The organism is Capsulimonas corticalis (assembly GCF_003574315.2).
Taxonomy (GTDB): domain Bacteria; phylum Armatimonadota; class Armatimonadia; order Armatimonadales; family Capsulimonadaceae; genus Capsulimonas; species Capsulimonas corticalis.
This window is the reverse complement of the sequence record NZ_AP025739.1, coordinates 2,556,976-2,574,947: the sequence shown is the minus strand read 5'-3', so window position 1 is coordinate 2,574,947 and position 17,972 is coordinate 2,556,976. Positions and strand designations below refer to the sequence as shown.

15 protein-coding genes are annotated in these 17,972 nt (G+C 60.6%); 8 read left to right on the top strand and 7 right to left on the bottom strand.

All coding sequences use genetic code 11. The features are described 5' to 3' along the window. Positions 1-23 precede the first annotated feature (23 nt). On the top strand, positions 24-494 hold the full coding sequence (locus D5261_RS10975; protein WP_119323552.1) for a VOC family protein: 471 nt from the start codon (positions 24-26) through the stop codon (positions 492-494). A gap of 25 nt (positions 495-519) precedes the next feature. Here D5261_RS10975 and D5261_RS10970 read toward each other — a convergent pair whose 3' ends face one another. From D5261_RS10970 to D5261_RS10955, 4 genes are all read right to left on the bottom strand, one after another. After that, complete coding sequence (locus D5261_RS10970) at positions 520-1,473, bottom strand: DUF1152 domain-containing protein (RefSeq protein ID WP_119323551.1); 954 nt, start codon at positions 1,471-1,473, stop codon at positions 520-522. 75 nt (positions 1,474-1,548) lie between these two features. Beyond that, the gene (locus D5261_RS10965) at positions 1,549-3,771 is read right to left on the bottom strand and encodes a glycoside hydrolase family 27 protein (protein WP_165864481.1); all 2,223 of its coding nucleotides are present in this window, start codon (positions 3,769-3,771) and stop codon (positions 1,549-1,551) included. A gap of 84 nt (positions 3,772-3,855) precedes the next feature. Continuing rightward, positions 3,856-6,636 carry a GH92 family glycosyl hydrolase gene (locus tag D5261_RS10960; protein WP_165864480.1) on the bottom strand — a complete coding sequence of 927 codons (2,781 nt, stop codon included), beginning with the start codon at positions 6,634-6,636 and terminating at the stop codon, positions 3,856-3,858. 262 nt (positions 6,637-6,898) lie between these two features. Continuing rightward, positions 6,899-7,762 carry a DUF1559 family PulG-like putative transporter gene (locus D5261_RS10955; protein WP_119323548.1) on the bottom strand — a complete coding sequence of 288 codons (864 nt, stop codon included), beginning with the start codon at positions 7,760-7,762 and terminating at the stop codon, positions 6,899-6,901. A 264-nt stretch (positions 7,763-8,026) separates the two neighbouring features. Here D5261_RS10955 and D5261_RS10950 point away from each other — a divergent pair, with 264 nt between their 5' ends. The 3 genes from D5261_RS10950 to D5261_RS10940 all read left to right on the top strand — a co-directional run bounded on the left by D5261_RS10950 (position 8,027) and on the right by D5261_RS10940 (position 10,546). Then, on the top strand, positions 8,027-9,046 hold the full coding sequence (locus D5261_RS10950; RefSeq protein ID WP_119323547.1) for a helix-turn-helix transcriptional regulator: 1,020 nt from the start codon (positions 8,027-8,029) through the stop codon (positions 9,044-9,046). Positions 9,047-9,114: 68 nt separating this feature from the next. After that, positions 9,115-10,071: a J domain-containing protein gene (locus D5261_RS10945; RefSeq protein WP_119323546.1), complete on the top strand. Its 957-nt coding sequence runs from the start codon at positions 9,115-9,117 to the stop codon at positions 10,069-10,071. A 10-nt stretch (positions 10,072-10,081) separates the two neighbouring features. Then, positions 10,082-10,546, top strand: a complete 465-nt coding sequence (locus D5261_RS10940) for a GyrI-like domain-containing protein (RefSeq protein ID WP_119323545.1) — start codon at positions 10,082-10,084, stop codon at positions 10,544-10,546. Between the two features lie 19 nt (positions 10,547-10,565). Here D5261_RS10940 and gap read toward each other — a convergent pair whose 3' ends face one another. After that, positions 10,566-11,576, bottom strand: a complete 1,011-nt coding sequence (gene gap / locus D5261_RS10935; RefSeq protein ID WP_119323544.1) for a type I glyceraldehyde-3-phosphate dehydrogenase — start codon at positions 11,574-11,576, stop codon at positions 10,566-10,568. Positions 11,577-11,709: 133 nt separating this feature from the next. Between gap and D5261_RS10930 the strand changes: the two genes are divergently transcribed. Continuing rightward, positions 11,710-12,360, top strand: a complete 651-nt coding sequence (locus tag D5261_RS10930) for a CGNR zinc finger domain-containing protein (protein WP_165864479.1) — start codon at positions 11,710-11,712, stop codon at positions 12,358-12,360. Positions 12,361-12,372: 12 nt separating this feature from the next. Here D5261_RS10930 and D5261_RS10925 read toward each other — a convergent pair whose 3' ends face one another. Continuing rightward, positions 12,373-12,912 (bottom strand): hypothetical protein, encoded by a 540-nt coding sequence (locus D5261_RS10925; protein WP_125206204.1) that lies wholly within the window; start codon positions 12,910-12,912, stop codon positions 12,373-12,375. A gap of 272 nt (positions 12,913-13,184) precedes the next feature. On the opposite strand from D5261_RS10925, the gene D5261_RS10920 reads away from it, so the two are divergent. The 3 genes from D5261_RS10920 (at position 13,185) to D5261_RS10910 (ending at position 17,372) form a co-directional block, all read left to right on the top strand. Further along, the gene (locus tag D5261_RS10920) at positions 13,185-14,429 is read left to right on the top strand and encodes an acyltransferase family protein (protein WP_119323541.1); all 1,245 of its coding nucleotides are present in this window, start codon (positions 13,185-13,187) and stop codon (positions 14,427-14,429) included. Between the two features lie 148 nt (positions 14,430-14,577). Continuing rightward, the gene (locus D5261_RS10915; RefSeq protein WP_165864478.1) at positions 14,578-16,119 is read left to right on the top strand and encodes a S24 family peptidase; all 1,542 of its coding nucleotides are present in this window, start codon (positions 14,578-14,580) and stop codon (positions 16,117-16,119) included. A gap of 170 nt (positions 16,120-16,289) precedes the next feature. Next, entirely contained in the window at positions 16,290-17,372 is a 1,083-nt protein-coding gene (locus D5261_RS10910) for a Gfo/Idh/MocA family protein (RefSeq protein ID WP_119323539.1), read from the top strand. Between the two features lie 62 nt (positions 17,373-17,434). Here the strand turns inward: D5261_RS10910 and D5261_RS10905 are convergent, their stop codons facing one another. Next, positions 17,435-17,950, bottom strand: a complete 516-nt coding sequence (locus D5261_RS10905) for a hypothetical protein (protein ID WP_301002469.1) — start codon at positions 17,948-17,950, stop codon at positions 17,435-17,437. Positions 17,951-17,972: the final 22 nt, after the last annotated feature.

Below are 17,972 nucleotides of genomic sequence, written 5' to 3'. Positions count from 1 at the left end.
CCAACCCGCCAGGAGCCGACAACATGCAAAAGATCAAGACATTCTTATGGTTCGACGATCAGGCCGAGGAAGCCGTCAATCTCTATATTTCCCTCTTCCAGAACTCCAAAATCCTCAGCCTCTCGCGATACGGCGAGGACGGACCGGGACCGGCGGGACAGGTGATGGTCATGTCCTTCATACTGGACGGCGTCGAGTTCCAGGCGCTCAACGGCGGCCCGCACTACAAGTTCACCCCCGCCATCTCGCTCTCCGTGGACTGCAAAACCCAGGAAGAAGTCGATACGCTCTGGGCCAAGCTTTCCGAAGGCGGCCAAGAAGTCCAATGCGGCTGGCTCACCGACAAATACGGCCTTTCCTGGCAGATCGTGCCCTCCATCCTCGGCGAACTGCTGTCGGATCCAGACCCCGAAAAATCCGGCCGGGTCATGAAGGCGATGCTGCAAATGAAAAAGCTCGACATCGCCGGCCTCCAGCAAGCGTACGCGGGATAATCCCTCAGCGCTTGTTCAATACCCATCACATCGGTAAGTCGATCCATGGAAGATGGTCAGGCAACCCCTGGCGATAGATTTCAATCGCCAGGGAGAGATCGCGATACGTCTGTGTCTCGCGGACCTGGTCCAGATAAAGATTGCGGCGGGCGACGGCGTCCAGCTCAAACGCCCAGTACAGGGTCATCAATGGATTGATGTAAAGATGACTGCCTTCGGTGCGGACCGTGGAATGGAAATCGCCAAACCGGCCTTCGATCGCGGAGAGAATGGAGCCGGAGACGATGCTGGGATGGCTGCGCATCTTGTGCGCGACGTAATCGAACGCCTTTTGGTAGAGCGCGATTTCGGGCATATCCGGCGTCAGCGACCAAGCGCCCAGAAAACCTCCGGCGCGGGTGATGTCCGCGACGGCTTCCAGAAAATAGTGATGGCAGACGCCGTGAAAAGTATCCACGCCGAATCCGAGGCAGAGCAATAGCTTGGTGGGAATGTCCAGGGCGTCGACGGCGGCGATGCTGGCGATGTCTTCCTGAGGCGTTCCCAGCATCGGCTCATCGCCGCGCATCAGGCTGTCCGTGCCCCCGTCGATCAGAATCACCGCATCCGGCTGCAAGCGCTCGGCAAGGAATTGATATGCGTCCGCCGTCGGCTTCGCGCCCGTTCGGTCAATACAATAAATCGGCTCGAAAATGTTCTGCGACGCAAGCCACTGCGCCAGATACATCTCTGGAAAGTACTGCTCCGGTCCCTCTGTCGTTCCCGTCACCTCCACGACCGCCGGGCCGATGCGCCGACCGGTCGACGCATAGATCGTCGCAAACGACAGATTGGCGAGATGGACCTGCTTGCCGGCGGCGCGCAGGGCAAAGTAGAGCGGCAGGCCCGTGTAGATATCGAAGCCGCCGCCGGCCCCGGCGAGCAGGATGTTGTGCGCGCCGTCCAAAGTTTTGAAAATCGGGATCTGCAGAATTGACATGTGCGCGCCTCGGAAAAAAATCGCCGTCTGACATATTGTACGTCAGACGGCGATTTTTTGAGATCAATAGATCGTTTATCGTGCGTGCGGCACGATCTGGATGCCGTTGATCGGGGCGCGCAGGTTCTCGTCGGTTGAGGAGACGGGCGTCGCGAGCAGGGTGAACGTGTCGCCTTTGGCGACGCTGAACTTGACGTAGTTGGCGCCGGATGCGGAGGCGGGGGCGTAGGCGCCGCTGTAGAATGAGCCGGCGTTGTCGGTGACTTCAACGCTTTGATCGCCGATGGTGAACTTGCCGGTGCGGGTGGCGGCGATGTTGCCGCCGTCGCAGTAGACGTAGACATCGTAGCCGTACTTCGCCAGCAGCGGCGGCAGCAGGGAGACGGTGATCTTCGTGGTGTCGTGGCCGTAGGTCTCCAGGTAGCCGCGCATCATCCGGTTGCCGCCCGCCGTGTCGGGGATGGGCGTGGCGAAGGTGCCGCCAGCGTCGTATTGGACCCAGGCGCCGCTGGAGTAGCCGGCCGAGTCCACCAGGGGAAGACCGCCGTAGCGGCAGGGGGCGGTGTTCCAGTGCATCGCCGGGACGACGCCCGCGACCTCGTCCTGATCCATCGCGATGGCGTCGCCCGTAAAGTCGATGCTGATCACGCGGTCGTGCTCCTCGCGCGCCGGCGCGGCCCCCACGGGCTGGGACATTGCGCTCGCGCCGGCGCCGTTCGCCGCCGCAATTTGATAGTAGTAAGGCGCGCTGTCGGCGGCGGGGCGATCGAGATACCCCGTCTGAGTAACCCGCGCGTTCAAAACCTGGAAGCCGGAATGCGCGGAGCGGGACCGGCGGACGATATAGCGCGACGCGCTGGCAGACGCGTTCCAGGACAGTTGGACGCCGCCGTACCGGCTGGACGCCTTGAGGCCCGAGATCGCCAGCGGCGTGCGCTGAGACACGGCGCTCGGGCGACCAACACGGATCAGGCGCGCGGAGTGCGGCGGGAGCATCGCCTGGAATTTGTTGCGCTGGGGGCCAAGATCTGTGTAGCTCCAGAGATCGCGCACGGGCTGGACGCTGGCGAGGCCCAGGAAACTCCAGTCGGCGGCGACGGTGGCGGGTTCGGCGCCCAGATTGAGGAGAGCGACGGTATAGGAGCCGTCGCCGTTGTCCGCGCGCCACACTTGATGGGCGCCCCCCACCATAGGGACGGCGGGATGCGCGGCTTGATCGAGGGCGATCACTTCATCGTTTGTCAGCAGCTTCAGGCCAAACGAATCGAGCTTGGAAAGATCGTCGCCGTTATACAGCGGCGCGCAGTTGATCGCCCAGAAGGTCATGACTAACCGGCGCTCGCTCTCGGTCAGCCCGTCCATCGATCCGTTGCCGATCGGGAGCGAGTCGAAGTCATTCCAGCCCTTGCCCGGTCCGGCGTCCTCACTCCAGAGCGGCGCTTCCTGGAAGCGTTTCATGATCTGGCTCCAGCCGGTAATCTTGGGCGTCAGGCTGTCGATATCGTCGTTGATGCGGCGGCCCTGAGCGTACTTTTGCCAGAAGGCGGCGTGCTGGTGATCCAGCCGCCAGGAGACCTCCAGCCAGATTGGGCGCCCCGTTTTGCGCAGCCCTTCGGAATACGCCCGGACATCGTCGCGGCTGTCCACCTCTGAGTCCGATCCCGGACCCACCCCGTCGAGCTTGAGATAATCGATCCCCCACGACGCGAACAGACGCGTGATGGAGTCGATAAACTCCTGGGCGCCCGGCTTGTGAAAGTCGATCTTCATGTGCCAGTCGCCAAAGGCGTTCCCGGCCACGGGCGGCTGCGCGACGATGTCGCGCACATGATACTTCGTGCCGTAGATGGGTGGATTGTTTTCGTAAACGCTCCGCTGCACGCCGGGGATCCAGTAGATTCCGATCTTCTGACCGCGCTTGTGAAAGTCGCGCGCCAGCGCGGCGATTCCGCCGGGAAACTTTTTCAGATCGGGCAGCGGACGGCCATACATGTCGTACGGCCCCGCCCATCCGGAGTCGATATTGACATAGTCGTAGCCGTGCGGCTGCAAAAGACGATGCATGAGATCCGCCTGCGCGCGGACATTCGTCGCGTTCAGCCAGTGCTTATTGTTATACTGGGGGAGATGAACGTCTTGGAGGTTCCAGGTCGTCCATCCCATATAGGGAGCGCGCGCCAGCGCGTCGCCGCCACTATGAATGGCCGCCAAGGGCGGCTTGGGCGCGGCGGACAGATTACCGCAGCAGCCGCAAACCGCCAGCGAGGAAAGCAATAAAGCAAGACTTAAAACACGCAACGTCGAACTCCTGAGGGCGCTTATGAAAGCGGTTACATTCATCGTCACCCATTCTATCACTCCGCCGCAAGGGTGTCAAGCACGTTATTCCGGCAGAATCTCAATCCCATTGATCTTGGCGTTTTGATCCGGGCTGCCGGACGCCGCCCAGACTCGGATCGAGATCGCCCCGGCGGCGCCGGGACGAACGCCGGCGAACGACAGGACAATCGCCTTGTACGTTCCGCCCGCGCTTTGGAGAATATCGAAGTCCTTACGGACCGTCGCGCCGTTGACGGCGATGTTCTCCAAACGCTGGCCGGCCTCCTTGTCGAAGTCTTCGGCAAAGTGCAGGCGCACCGTATAGCGGCCCTTGGGGACGCGATATTGATACGCCAGATCGTTCCCATAGCGCTCGCTCTGATAGACGCCGACTGGCGCAGCGTTCGGAACACTGGTCTCAACGGCCGCGTCGGTTCGGTTCTGCTGGCCGTCCAGCATGTTGGGATCGGAGACGAAATCGCCGATAGAATCGTCGCTTCCGCAGGCGACATGGATTGGGATCGTGAGCGCCGCAATTTTATCCACCGACGGAGCCGGAAACTTCGGGTAGACAAATCCGGCGGGCATGGTGGCCGGGGGGCGTACGGACGGCGCGGCGCCCCAGCGTGTGTTCGGCTTCGGGCCCATCACAAGGCGCAGCACGCCGCCGCCCGTCAATTCGCGATGCGTGATCCAGGCGCGTTCGTACGGCTTTCCGTTCCATATCGCCGATTGGATATAGACGTTCTTTGGACTGTTGTTCTGGGCGATCACGGTGAACGTGCGGCCGCCGTACTTTTTGGCGTCGAGATGCAGGACCGCCTTGTCCACCCCAGGACTGCCGATTGCATAGACTCCGCTGGAGGGATTGACGGGATAGAAGCCTAGGGCGCTGAAGACATACCAGGCGGCCATCTGCCCACAATCCACGTTGCCGCACTCGCCGGCGGGGGTGTCTTGATATTCCCGGCGCATCACCTCCCGCGTCCACTTCTGGGTTTTGTAAGGCTGACCGGCGTAATCGTAGAGATACGCGATGTGGTGGCACTGCTCGTCGCCCTGCGCGTACTGGCCGATCAGGCCCGTAATGTCCGGGATAATGATGCGCGTCTTCGAGCTCATCGCGAACAGCGCGTCCAATTTATTGGCAAAGGCGGCGTCGCCGCCGTACATACGGATCATGCCGGAGACGTCTTGCTGCACAGCGAAGGCGTACTGCCAGGCGTCAGCCTCGGTGTACTCGTCGTTAATCTGACCGATGGCGTCGAATCGGGGACGCCACTCGCCATTCGCCTTGCGGCCGCGCAGGAACCCTGTCCCAGCGTCGTAAAGATTGACATAGTGCGCGGCGCGAGCATAGAACATTTTGGCGTCGTCGTGATGGCCGAGCGCATCCGCCATACACGCGATGCTCCAGTCGTCGACGGCGTACTCAATCGTCTTAGACGCGGCCTGCATGCCCGGCGTCGAGGCGACATATCCCAGCGTCTGATAAGTGTCCTGTCCGTTCCGGTCCTGCATGGCCGTATCGCGCATTGCCTGGTACGCCGCCTCACCGTCGAAGCCCCGGAAGCCCTTCAAGTAGGCGTCCGCCATCACGGAAACCGAATGATAACCGATCATGCACCAGGTCTCGTTCTCCCAGAGCGGCCAGATCGGCGTGGTGCGCGACGCCTGCTGATGGTATTCGGTCAGCAGCGTGTTGACCATATCGTCCACGCGCGCCGGCTGCAACAGCGTCAGCAGCGGATGCTCAGCCCGGTAGGTGTCCCAGAGCGAGAACGCCGTGTAGTTCTGGAATTTGGGATGTGTGTGGACCCGATGATCCAGGCCGCGATACGCGCCGTCCACGTCGTTGAACAGCGAAGGGCCAATGCACGAAAGATAGAAGTTGGTGTAAAACGTCCGGCGCACATGCGGATCCGGCGTCGTCACCTGCGCCGTGTCCAGCACGCGGCTCCACGCCCGCGCGGCCGCGCTCCGAACGCCTTTGAAGTTCCAGGCGGGAATTTCCGTCTTGAGATTCCTACGCGCGCCCTCGACGCTGACCCCGGAAATCCCGACTTTGACCAGGATCGCCTCGCCGGCCTTCGTGTGATAGTTCACGGACGCCTTGACCACGCCGCCCATCGCTTCGCTCGCCCCCAAAGGCAAAGTCTGACCGCTCTTTTGCAGTGTGACCGAATCGAAGGGCTTCGAAAACTGCATCACGTAAAAGACAATTCGATCCCCGCCCCACCCGTTCGATTTGCGAAACCCAGAAATCGTCGTGCTGTTCTCGATCTTAACTTCACTGTCTGAGGCATGGTTTTGTATGCCATGGTCCAGATCGATCACAAAATGCGCGGCGTTCGACGCCGGAAAGGTGTCGCGATGGAAGCCGCAGCGCTCGGTCGCGGTCAGTTCGGCGGTCACCTTCGGATCCTGCAAATAGACCCGATAATATCCCGGCTGGGCCGCCTCGCGCTGGTGCGAAAAACGAGACATATAACCATCGCCGGGCTTGCCCGCGTCGAAATGCACGGCGCCGACCGTCGGCATGATCATCACATCGCCCAAACAGCCGCCGCCCGTTCCCGAAAGATGTGTGTGGCTAAAGCCCAAAATCGCGGGATCGCTGTAGAGATATCCCGAACAGCCGTCCCAGGTCTCCGTCCGCGTGTCCGGGCTTAAGACCGCCATGCCGAAGGGAAGCACGGCGCCGGGAAACGTATGCCCATGACCGTCGGAGCCGATGAACGGATCGACGCTGGCGATGGGAGACGGCGCGGCGGCCCGCGCGGAGAGAGGCGCCAGCAGCAAGCCAAGGGCGAGCGCGGAGCGGAGAAGGCGAGAAGGCGTCATGAGAAGAGTGCTTTCGGTGAATAGGATCGGTATGGCGGCTTTATGAGAGCGTAAAATCCATGCGAGAACCCCGGGTGTAAATCCACGCGATTGCATCGCGGTTATAAAACCCACGCCTTGGAGTCGCTTCGCGACTACGCCCAAAGGGCGCCCGCCGTGCCGGACGGTTAGCGGCTCTTGTCGCTCCCAGGCCCGGGTTTCATAACCGGGTGCTTTGGCGCGGATTATCACTCCGCGTCTTTCTCGAAATCGCCGGCGATGTTTACGTCGGGCTGAAGGTCATCGCGACTTTGGAGCCGTCCTGCTGCGTCAGGCTCTGCGTCCCCGCCGCGTAGCCCTGTCCATACCCGGTGTTATGGATCTCGGCGGCGCTCTCGCTCGCGGCGGACAGGCCGCCGGAGACGGCGGAGGCGCGCAGCCACTTCACATGGCCGTCGACCGCCAGGTAGTTGGCGCCGTCGGTGTGGACTCCCGTCGTGTTGTGGAAGTTCTGGAGCTGCGTGTAGCCGCCGATGGACCCCGTGGCGTACTGGCCGTGGTTGTAGTTGCTGGCGATTGTCCAGCCGCCCTCGCCGCTGTTGCTGCCGTTGCCCGAACCGCTGTTGTTCTGGGACATGTCCAGCGGGACGCCGGGAAGGCCGGAGGGCCCGCCGGACTGGTTCTGGATCTCAAAAAGCTGGACCGTATTGGACGGGCTGTTCATGCCAGCCAGAGCTCCGATCGTCGTATCGGCGTTCCCGACTTCGTTGCTGTAGATCGATCCCTTGGGATAGAGGTTCAGGTTAAAGGCGTAGGAGAGTCTGACGAAGCCCGGCGACGGCGCGGTCGGGTCGTCGGGACAGCCGAACGCCTCGCGACTCTTCACGTAGGGAAACATCTTCTCTGCCCAGCCCTGGCCGAAGAGGTCCGGCGTCGGCGTCATCTCATCGGAGTCCTGCTCGTACTGCATCAGACCCAGGCCGAGCTGCTTCATGTTGCTGGCGCAGCTGATCTGACGGGCCTTTTCCCGCGCTTTGGCGAAGACCGGGAAGAGGATCGCAGCAAGTATCGCAATGATTGCGATGACAACGAGAAGCTCAATCAAAGTGAACCCTTGAGAGCGAAAAGTCTTGGGTGCGGAAATCATAAATAACGAGCTCCTGTGCGTGAGAAGAATACATCCATGAGGATGCTGATGAACGTAATTTCATTATAGAGCGGAGCCAAGCGCCCGTCAACGCATGCTATGTGACGTTTTATTATGGTATTGTGATATGCGCACACGACGCCCCGCCAGAGGCGATTCCTCGCAGTTTTGTGGTAATGTGAGACAGCGGCGCCGGCGCCGTGAACGCCATATGAACACAAACTCTTGACGTAGTTGGCGCTTACTGGTAATTATATCAGCCTTATGAATCATGAAATACTCGCGCATTTGCCCCAAGTCCCCGATGTTCTACCCCCGCCGCTCGTGGTCAAGCCGAAGCGCGAGGAGCAAGAGTATTACTTCCGCACCCACTCGCGAAGCTTTGAAGTGCTATGGAATTGTGGCTTTCTGATTTTTGGCGACGCGCCTTTGTTTCCGCGCCCGCTGACGGTCTCCGAGCAGGTCGTGCGCAGTCCCGAGTACCGGTGCGACTGCCGCCTGCGAGAAGGCGACGCGATTCGGTATTTCTGTTACACGCTGGCCGGCGCGGGGGGGATCACCGACGCCAGCGGCTCCTATGTCATCCAGGCGGGCGAGGCGTTTCTGGTTGAAACGAACAATCCGCTCGCCAGCTACTACTATCCGCCGGAGGCCACGGAACCCTGGCGCTTCCTCGCCTTCGCGTTCCATGGCTTGCAGGCGCATGTCATGGTGCGCGCCCTGCTGCAAAAGTACGGGCCGATCTACAGGCTGCCCAGAGAATCCCGGATCATCCAGCGCCTGATGGGATACGAAGGGCCTCAGTACACGCCGGGGCAAACACACATCCACCAAACCCAGCTCTATGAGGCGGTCGAGCTGGTGACGGAATTGATCATGGCCCTGACGGCGTCGCGCCAATCCGGCGAAGACACAGACCAGTCGCAGGATCTTGTCCAGCAGGCCGTCGCGATCATTACCGCCGACCAGAGCGCGGACCTGCGCGTCAGCGATGTCGCCCGGCAGATCGGCGTCAGCCGCGAACACCTCTCGCGCCTGTTTCATAGCCGCGTGGGCAAATCTCCTCGGACATTCCTGATGGAGCAGAAGATCCAGCGCGCCTGCCTGCTCCTCAAGGAAACGAACCTGCCGATCAAGACGATCGCGGAGCGCCTCGGCTACACCGCCTATCCGAACTTCTCCAACGCTTTCCAGCAGCTCGTGAGCATGACGCCCCGCGAATACCGCCGCAATGGAAACATCAGTCCCTGGGGCCTGGGTCCAAACGAACCTCATGCGAAATGAGCGTGATCGCAATAATCCGTCGCGCACGCGAGCAGGAAACGGCGCGTTTTTCTACGAATAAGTAAAGTATGACTGCGGAACCGGATCCTTATATGGCGCTGGAGCTTGAACCTGGGAGTTCCCTGGAGCAGGTGAAGGAGCAGTATCGCCGGCTCGCGAAGGAAAATCACCCCGACCTCAATCCCCAGAACCGCATGGCGTTTGAAGACCGGCTGCGGCAGCTAAACGCGGCGTACGCGATCCTCTCCGATCCGCATCGCAAGGCGATCCTGGATCTGCGGTGGGAACGGGAGCAGGCGGCTCCCATCCCCGGCGGAGCGCGGGTTGCGGACCGGCCGACGACGCATCCTCGGCCGCCAGGACCAATCGGCCCCAAGCACGCCAAATCGAAAGCAGCCCGGAAGCCCACGCGTCCCCTCACCCGGGAAGAGCGCAAGCGCGTGCGGGTCGCCGCCGCGTCCATCGGCCTGGCGATTTCGATCTCCGTCGTCGCGACCGTTTATTCCGAATGGACGCAGCCGCCGCCGCAGAACCGGGCCGGCGTCGCGCCGTCGCTCGGGGGCAGCGCGTTCGACTCCCGCACGGAAGCGTCCTCGGACTCGTGGCCGCCGCTCGCTCCGATCCCGATGAATCCCCCGCCCCCGGCGCCGGCCAGCGAATCGCCCACGGACGCCGCGCTGTCGGGAGACCTGCGCATCCAGCAGATCAAGCAGGTGCTTCAGCGGCGCATGGACGACGTCGAACCCAAGATCACCGCACTTGCTCTGGCGGCGCAGTCCGCCGCGAATGTCGACTCCAAATCGCCCGGCGCCTCCCCGCAGCGTCTGCAATGGCGAACGCAGCTAACCGCGGACGCCCGCGAGATGCTCATCCAGCGCAGCACGGTTCGCCTCGAAATCGACGATCTCTCGTGGAGCGATCCCAAGATGCAGCAAAACGCCTTGAAACATATCAAATCCGATTCCCAGCGGCTGGACGAACAGTACCGCAACTTGAACGACAACCTGCGGTTAAAACCCCTTTAGGAGCCCGCGCATGAGCATCGAAATCAAGATAGTCCCCGCCATGGTGTTTCTCGTCTCGACGCATGAGATCACGATTCCCGAGATCGCGAAAATCGCCGGCGAGGTTCCGTGGAAAATGGGCGTGGCGGCCGAGGAGCAGTCGCTCGCCATCGACGGTCCGATCCAATTTCTTTACGACGGCGCGGATGGAACCCTGGACAAGATCTTCACGCTGCGCCTTGCCCTGCCGCTCCGGGAGCGGCCCGCGCACGAGGAGGACGGACCGTTTGTCATTTATGAAACACCGCCCTTCCGGTGCATTGCGACGGACTATATCGGCGGCATGCCGGGCATACAAACCGGTTATCAGGCGCTGAAGGACAAGATTGGGGAACAAGGACTGAGGCCGACCTGGGAGTCGCGCGAGATCTACAAGCACTGGGTCGATTACGATTCGCCGGAGAACGTCACGGAGCTTCAGATCGGCCTGGATTAGGCGCTGGCGGTCGAATGCCTCAGAGTCCTTTCTTGGAAAGGAACTGGATCAGGTCGGCGATCCGGACGGAGTATCCCCACTCGTTGTCGTACCAGGCGACGACTTTGACGAAATTGCCAAGCCCGATGGTATCCACGGCGGAGAAAATCGACGAATAGGGGCTGCCCTTGAGGTCCGTGGACACCAGCGGCTCTTCAGTATATTGAAGGATGCCCGCGAGCGGACCGGACTCGGCGGCCGCTTTGTGAGCTTCATTGATCTCGGCGACCGTCACCTCGCGACTGAGCAGCGCCGTGAAGTCCACGGCGGAAACGGTTGGGACCGGAACGCGGAAAGACATTCCCGTAAACTTGCCTTGCAGATCCGGAATGACCAGCCCCACGGCCTTCGCGGCCCCCGTGCTGGACGGGACGACATTCTGCGCGGCGCGCGCGTCGCGCAGATCCTTGGCGGCGGTATCCACCGTCGCCTGCGAGTTCGTGTAGGCGTGGATTGCGGTCAGAAGCCCCTTCTCGACGCCAAAGTTGTCATGGAGAACCTTCGCGACCGGCGCGAGCCCGTTGGTCGTGCAGCTTGCGTTTGAGATGATCCTGTGCTTCGCGGGATCGTAAGCATCGTGGTTGACGCCGAGGACGAGGGTGATATCCTCGTTCTTTGCCGGCGCGCCAATGATCACTTTCTTGACGCCGCGCTCCAGGTGAGCGCTGGCCTTATTCGCGTCCGTGAAAACGCCGGTGGCCTCCAAGACGATATCGACGCCGTCATTGTCCCAGGGAATCGCGCCAGGCTCCCGTTCGGCGTAGACATTGATCTTTTTCCCATTGACAATGAGCCCCTTGTTGTCGGAAACCACCGTCCCCGGAAAACTCCCGTAATTGGAATCGTGCTGCAAAAGAAACGCGTTCGTCTTCGCATCCGTCAAATCGTTGATGGCGACGATTTCGATATCGCCCGCATACTTCTCGGCAATCGTCCGAAAAGACAGTCGCCCAATCCTCCCAAAGCCATTAATGCCAACTCGTGTCGCCATGCCTTACCTCCCTCACTCGTGATTTTCACGCCAAAAACAGCATTTTATCCGTCATAATCATTATGACGGACTATTTTCTCACTTGTCAAGTCTCAGTTTGCATGTCATAATTCAAAGAATGGACAACTTTCACTTGGATACTCCCGCCCTGTTCGCGGGGGGGCGGCTCTGTCTCGACTTCATCAACACGGCATGCATGCGGCGGGGGGTGGAGATAGAGTTTATCAGCGATGGAGAAGAACTGATGCGATGGCTGCGTATGGCTGAGGAGGTTACCGGGACACAGCTCTGCGACCAGAGGGAATATCGAGAGGGAATGCTCTCCCAGGCCATCGAGCTGCGGGGCGCCCTTCATGACCTCGTCCACAGCGCGATCGAGCAAAGGCCGCCTTCGGCGGAATCCCTGCAAACGGTGAACGGGATTTTACGCGCCGCCCCAGCGTACTCGCAGATCGGGTATGAGCGGCAGGGCTTTCAGGAGTCCCACGGGAACAGTCGCCCTGAGGACCAATGGCGAATGGCGATCGCAGCGGACGCCGTGGACCTGCTGTGTCATTCCGATCTGTCGTTACTCCGCCAGTGTGAATGTCCGTCCTGCGTTCGCGTTTTCTACGATACGACGAAGAATCACAAACGCCGATGGTGCGTGGAGAAATGCGGCAGCGCGCCGAAGGCGGCGGCGTATTACCGGAGGAAAGTCGCCAAAGCGGCAGAGGCCCATTCCAAGATCGTCGAACCGGCGGCGGGTGACGCTTTAAACGCCGGCGATCTTCGTTTGCAGTAACGACGGGGACCGTTATTTGGCGGCGCGTGGTTTGGAATTCGCTTCGCCGAGGTTGCGGTGCAAGCGCGCCTTCGCCTTTTTGGCGCGCTCGATTCGGTCGTGCTCCACGCGCTGCTCGACCTGGGCGAGATGGTCGAGGGCCTTGGTGCGCTGTGCGTGCAGCTCCTCGCGCTCGCTGCGCGACATCGGCGCGTCCAGATCGCGCATCGCCGCCGTGTTGTCGTCGCCGGCGTCCGGCCCCGAGACGCTTTCGCCGGTATCGGCATAGTACCATTGCTTGACGCGATGACCGTGACCGTCGCGCACGGTATGCCAGCGGAGCGTGTGCCCGTGTCCGCCGCCCGCGCCGAACGGATGCCCGTAGTGGCCCGTATGGCCATAATGGCTCGAACGCCGCCAATGACGCCAGTGGTGATGCGCGCCCGCCGGCGCGGCGGCGGGGACGGAAACGGGAGCGCTGCTGGGAGCAGGCGTTTGGGCGACGGCGGAATTGGCGGGAGCGGTCATGCAAAGCGCAAGGACAGCAAGCATTGGGCGCAAATGCGATCTCATCGGTAATGCGGTTCCTTGAAAACGATATCGTCGGGAATTGAGTTCACTATCAGGCGACTGTCGAAGATTTTACCCGAATTCTCAGACTAGCAAACGAACTCTGGATCGAGCCGGCCGAAGTTTCGTCACGCTTCCCAGCGGCGTCGCCGATATCCGGAACAAAGCGGCAGGCCATATTAATCGTCTATACTCCATAATTACCAGTTTGGCACAATATTTGCTGCATAATAAGACTATTCTGAGATTTACAAGCAGAAGCGAGGCTCTATCCCATGTCCACCGTCACTAAAACCATTCCAGTCTCTTCCGAAAAACACGGGCAGAGCGAAGCGCCCAATCGGATTCGGTTAGAGTATTTGGATGGTCTGCGTGGCTTGGCGGCGCTCTATGTGATGCTCGCGCACGCATTCACTCTGGGCACTGTCGCCACAGGGCAAGTCCGCTCCTCATTTTCTCCGCTGTTCTATTTTATTACCCGGGGACTAAGCTATCCTCATTACGCGGTTGCGGTCTTTATCGTGCTGTCGGGCTTTTGCTTGATGCTGCCCGTGGCGCGTTCCAAGGATCGAGCGCTGTCGGGAGGTTTCCTGGGTTTTGTGAAGCGACGGGCGAGACGCATTCTTCCTCCCTATTACGTCGCCCTTGCGTTCGTGCTTTGTATTCTGTTCGTCTCCCACCATTTCGCCAAACACGAAAGCGCCGAGCAGGCGGACCTGTCCGTTCGGAATATTGCCTACCATTTACTGCTGATTCATAACCTGTTCAGCAAATACAATATGGCCCTCGACGGCCCCATGTGGAGCGCCGCCTGGGAATGGCAGATTTATTTCCTATTTGCCCTGATACTGCTTCCGATCTGGCGGCGGTTTGGGATCCTGTGGGCTGTCATTACTGGCTACCTCATCGGCTATTCACCAATTCTCCTTCTTCCAACGGCCGCAAACTTGAGCTGGACAGCGCCCTGGTATTTAGGGCTCTTCGCCATGGGAATGGCTGCGGCGGTTGTTCTGTCCAGTCCGATCGCGCAATATCGCTGGATCAAAAATCCCAATCAGCAAAATACCGTCCTCGCAGTCATGGCGATTGTGATGCTCTCAATCACATTCTTACGTCCCTCATGGCTCGACCCCGATAATTTCTCCTGGGCAGTCGATCCGATCATCGGAGCATTCACAGCGCTGCTGATCCTTGCCTGCGCCAATAATCCACGGTCCAGCTGGCTCCATAAGACGGTTGTCCGGGGATTGGAGTCGCGGGTCATGATGGTTCTCGGGACATTTTCGTATAGCCTCTATCTGGTGCATTATCCGATCCTTCAGAAAATGCGTAACACCATGGTCCAGCATCATGTTTCCGACGCTTCGCGGCTAGCGTTAATTTATCTCGTCGGCGTCCCTGTTTCACTCGGGGCGGCCTACCTGTTCCACCTTGCCTTCGAGCGCCCGTACATGTCCAAGCCCGCCCCGAAAACCGAACGTCAAGCCGAAGTCGCCGCAATCGTCAATCCAGCGCCTTAGGCGGCAAAGCGCTGGACATTGCCCGCAATGTCGCCGCTACCGAACTGATGATCGTCGATTGTTTACTCATTTTTCGTCCGCCCGCCTCATTTTTTGACCCCGTGCTAGTATACTAAAATATCACGGGGTCGCGCGGATGAGGACTGGGATGAAACGGCAATTCGCCAAGGGCTTGCAGGTCAATGACGAGGTGGACGATGTGTTCGTCGTCGCGGGATTCACGCTGCACGAGCCTCCCGGCAAAAAGCGCCGCCTGGAGATCCTGCTTCAGGATCACACCGGTCAATGTACGGCCGTGCGCTGGGATCCGTCGCTCTCCGAACATGTCGATGTGCGCCACTTTACCTATGTCTATGCGCGGGGGCGCGTCGCCGAGTTCAATGGCTCCCGGCAGCTGCACCTGACCGACTGGCTCCGCCCCTGCGCCAAACCCGCCGATGAATCGCTCTACCATTGGGCTCGCTGCGAACCGGCGGCGCAGCTTTCGGCGCGCCTCGACGACTACATCCGTCAGGTGACGCATCCCGGACTGCGCGCGCTGCTCACAAAGACGTTCAGCGGCGCGTTCCGGGAGAAGTTCGCCCTCTCGCCTGCCGCCAAAAGCGCGCACCACGCCTTCTCCCACGGACTGATGCAGCATTCGCTCGAAGTGACCGACCTCGCCGTCTCCATCGTGGATGGGGCTGTCCGATGGCGCACCAGCGATCTCTCCCGCGATTTGATTATCGCCGGCGCGCTGCTCCACGATATCGGCAAGGTGTACGAGCTGGAGCAGGGCGGCGACGGCTATCAATACACGCGCCAGGGCCATCTGATGGGCCATACGATGCTCGGCTATCGCAAGGTCGCGGCGCTGCTGGGACGTATGGACAATATCTCCGAGGAGATGAGCGACGCCCTCCAGCACATCATCCTCTCGCACCACGGACGCCTGGACTACGGAGCGCCGGTCACGCCGCGATTTCCCGAAGCGCTGATCGTGCATATGGCCGACGATCTCAGCGCCAAGCTTTATATGATGTGGGAGACGCAGCAGAACGCCTCCTCGGATTTCGTCAAGAACTTCTTCTTCGATAACGCGCAGCTCTACACCGGGTCGCGCGGCCACATTCCTCCCGGAATCGCGGAAACCGCGCCGCTCCCGAACGCTCCTTCCGAGCCAGCCGCGGCGCCGATGTCCCCCATGATCCCGGCGCCCCTTCCCGCGCGAGAGATCGCCGAGCCGGCGCGCCTGCCCGTGTTCCAGTTTCGGACGGGGCCGGCCACGGCCGAACATCGCTTCGAGACACGGCGTATTCAGATGTACGGCGATATCGCCGCCGGGCCGCCGCGCGAGACGGGCGAGGAGCCGACGGAGTACTATGACATCGACGCGGCTGGTCTCAACCCGAGCGACAGTTACTTCCTGCTGACGATCGACGGCGAGAGCATGAGCGGCGACGGCCTGCGCCCCGGCGACCTGATTTTGCTCCGGCGGCAGGAAAGCGCGCAAAGCGGCGACCTGGTGGCCGCATGGTTCGCGGACGACCGCGCCACCGTCAAGCGGTTCCATCGCTCGCCCGGCGGCGAAGTGACGCTGCTGCCCTCCAATCCCGACTTTGCGCCCATCCCGGTCCCCGACCCATCGGCCCTGCAAATTCATGGTAAAGTCGTGGGAATCGCCCGTTCCGGGGATGGAATTGGCGCCTGAGCGCAAACAGAGCGCTTCGATCCGCAAATTTCATTCTGCTTTAACGCAAAAGCTGTTCACATTTCTCAGAAAATATTGTAAAATGGGGACGAGAAGACGCAGGAGATCGCGGCGTCTATCGCTAAACACCGCGCTTGGGAATGTTCCTAACGCGAAGGGGGAATTTGTCTGTGTCGAAGATTTTAAAAATCGCAATTGTCGGTACCGGCGGCATCGCCAACGGCAAGCATATGCCCAGCCTTGCTACGCTGGATAACGTAGAGCAAGTCGCATTCGTCGACATCATCGAAGATAAGGCGAAACTGGCGGCCAAGGAATATGGCACGCCCGACGCCAAGGTTTACACCGATTACCGCGAGATGCTCAAGGACCCGTCTATTGACGTCGTCCAGGTCTGCACCCCCAACGACGCCCACGCGGACATCGCCATTGCGGCGCTGGAAGCCGGCAAGCACGTCATGTCCGAAAAGCCGATGGCGAAGACCGCGGCCGACGCCAAGCGCATGCTGGACGCCTCGATCAAGACCGGCAAGAAGCTGACCGTCGGTTACAACAACCGATTCCGCGCCGACAGCCAGCACCTCAAGAAGGTTGTGGACAGCGGCGCGCTCGGCGAGATCTACTTCGCCAAGGGCCACGCCATCCGCCGACGGGCCGTCCCCACCTGGGGCGTGTTCCTGGACGAGGAGAAGCAGGGCGGCGGTCCGCTGATCGACATCGGCACCCACGCGCTCGACCTCACCCTCTGGATGATGAACAACTACGAGCCCAAGGCCGTCCTGGGCACGTCGTACCACAAGCTCTCGCAGCGTGAGAACGCCGCGAACGCCTGGGGCCCGTGGGATCCCAAGAAGTTCACCGTGGAAGATTCGGCGTTCGGCTTCATCACGATGAAGAACGGCGCGACGATCATCCTGGAGAGCAGCTGGGCGCTCAACACGCTGAACGTGGACGAAGCCAAGTGCTCCCTATCGGGCACCGAAGGCGGCGCGGACATGATCGGCGGCCTGCGCATCAACGGCGAGCAATTCAGCCGCCTTTACACCCAGGAAGTCGACCTGAAGGCCGGCGGCGTCGCGTTCTACTCCGGAAAATCGGAGAACGACTCGACCCTGGAAGCGCGCCTCTGGATCGACTCGATCATCAACGATACCGACCCGATCGTCCTTCCGAACCAGGCTTATGTCGTCTCCCAGATTCTGGAAGCGATCTACGAGTCCGCGAAGTCCGGTAAGGCTGTCTACTTCGACTAGTCCTTCTCTTGGCGATAGGAACACGGAATGGCCGGCGGGTAACACCGCCGGCCGTTTTTGCGTCACTGAGAGATCCAGTCGATATCGATCCTCTTCTGCATCAGCAGTTCAGACAACTGCCCCACATGGCCCTGCAGATGGCGCAGGTTCAAGAGCTCATGAGACATCTTGCTTATGTTCTTGTACCATGCAAAGCCAGAATCGTCGGAATCGAGATCGAGATGATCGACAATGGGATCGACAAGCGCGTCGATAAATTCGATATATTCGAGGATCTCGGTCTTTTTGTAGATATCGGCCCCTTCGGGCAGCTCGTATGGCTCGACATCCCCCGGTGAGTCCCAGAGTCCCTGACTGATACCCTCACGCCGCCCAGGCCAGGGCTGAAACGCCGCCTCGTTCTGGCCTAAGTAAAGGTGTGTAAAGAAGGCGGCGTGAAACGCGATGCGCCAGAACGTTCGTGGGTGCTCGCCCTCAAGCCACATCTCTTCCGGACAATGAGCCACGCACCGCGCAAGCATCGCCAGCCCGGCGTGCTGCTGCTCTTTCAGCGCCTGTCGCATCTTCATGTCGCTCAATGATCCGTAGTCTCCTCTTCTA

Bases quoted from the DNA above. Each gene is read 5' to 3' on its own strand.
- D5261_RS10975 (WP_119323552.1), top strand. From the start codon at position 24: ATGCAAAAGATCAAGACATTCTTATGGTTCGACGATCAGGCCGAGGAA.
- D5261_RS10970 (WP_119323551.1), bottom strand. From the start codon at position 1,473: ATGTCAATTCTGCAGATCCCGATTTTCAAAACTTTGGACGGCGCGCAC.
- D5261_RS10960 (WP_165864480.1), bottom strand. From the start codon at position 6,636: ATGACGCCTTCTCGCCTTCTCCGCTCCGCGCTCGCCCTTGGCTTGCTG.
- D5261_RS10955 (WP_119323548.1), bottom strand. From the start codon at position 7,762: ATGATTTCCGCACCCAAGACTTTTCGCTCTCAAGGGTTCACTTTGATT.
- D5261_RS10950 (WP_119323547.1), top strand. From the start codon at position 8,027: ATGAATCATGAAATACTCGCGCATTTGCCCCAAGTCCCCGATGTTCTA.
- D5261_RS10945 (WP_119323546.1), top strand. From the start codon at position 9,115: ATGACTGCGGAACCGGATCCTTATATGGCGCTGGAGCTTGAACCTGGG.
- D5261_RS10940 (WP_119323545.1), top strand. From the start codon at position 10,082: ATGAGCATCGAAATCAAGATAGTCCCCGCCATGGTGTTTCTCGTCTCG.
- gap (WP_119323544.1), bottom strand. From the start codon at position 11,576: ATGGCGACACGAGTTGGCATTAATGGCTTTGGGAGGATTGGGCGACTG.
- D5261_RS10925 (WP_125206204.1), bottom strand. From the start codon at position 12,912: ATGAGATCGCATTTGCGCCCAATGCTTGCTGTCCTTGCGCTTTGCATG.
- D5261_RS10920 (WP_119323541.1), top strand. From the start codon at position 13,185: ATGTCCACCGTCACTAAAACCATTCCAGTCTCTTCCGAAAAACACGGG.
- D5261_RS10915 (WP_165864478.1), top strand. From the start codon at position 14,578: ATGAAACGGCAATTCGCCAAGGGCTTGCAGGTCAATGACGAGGTGGAC.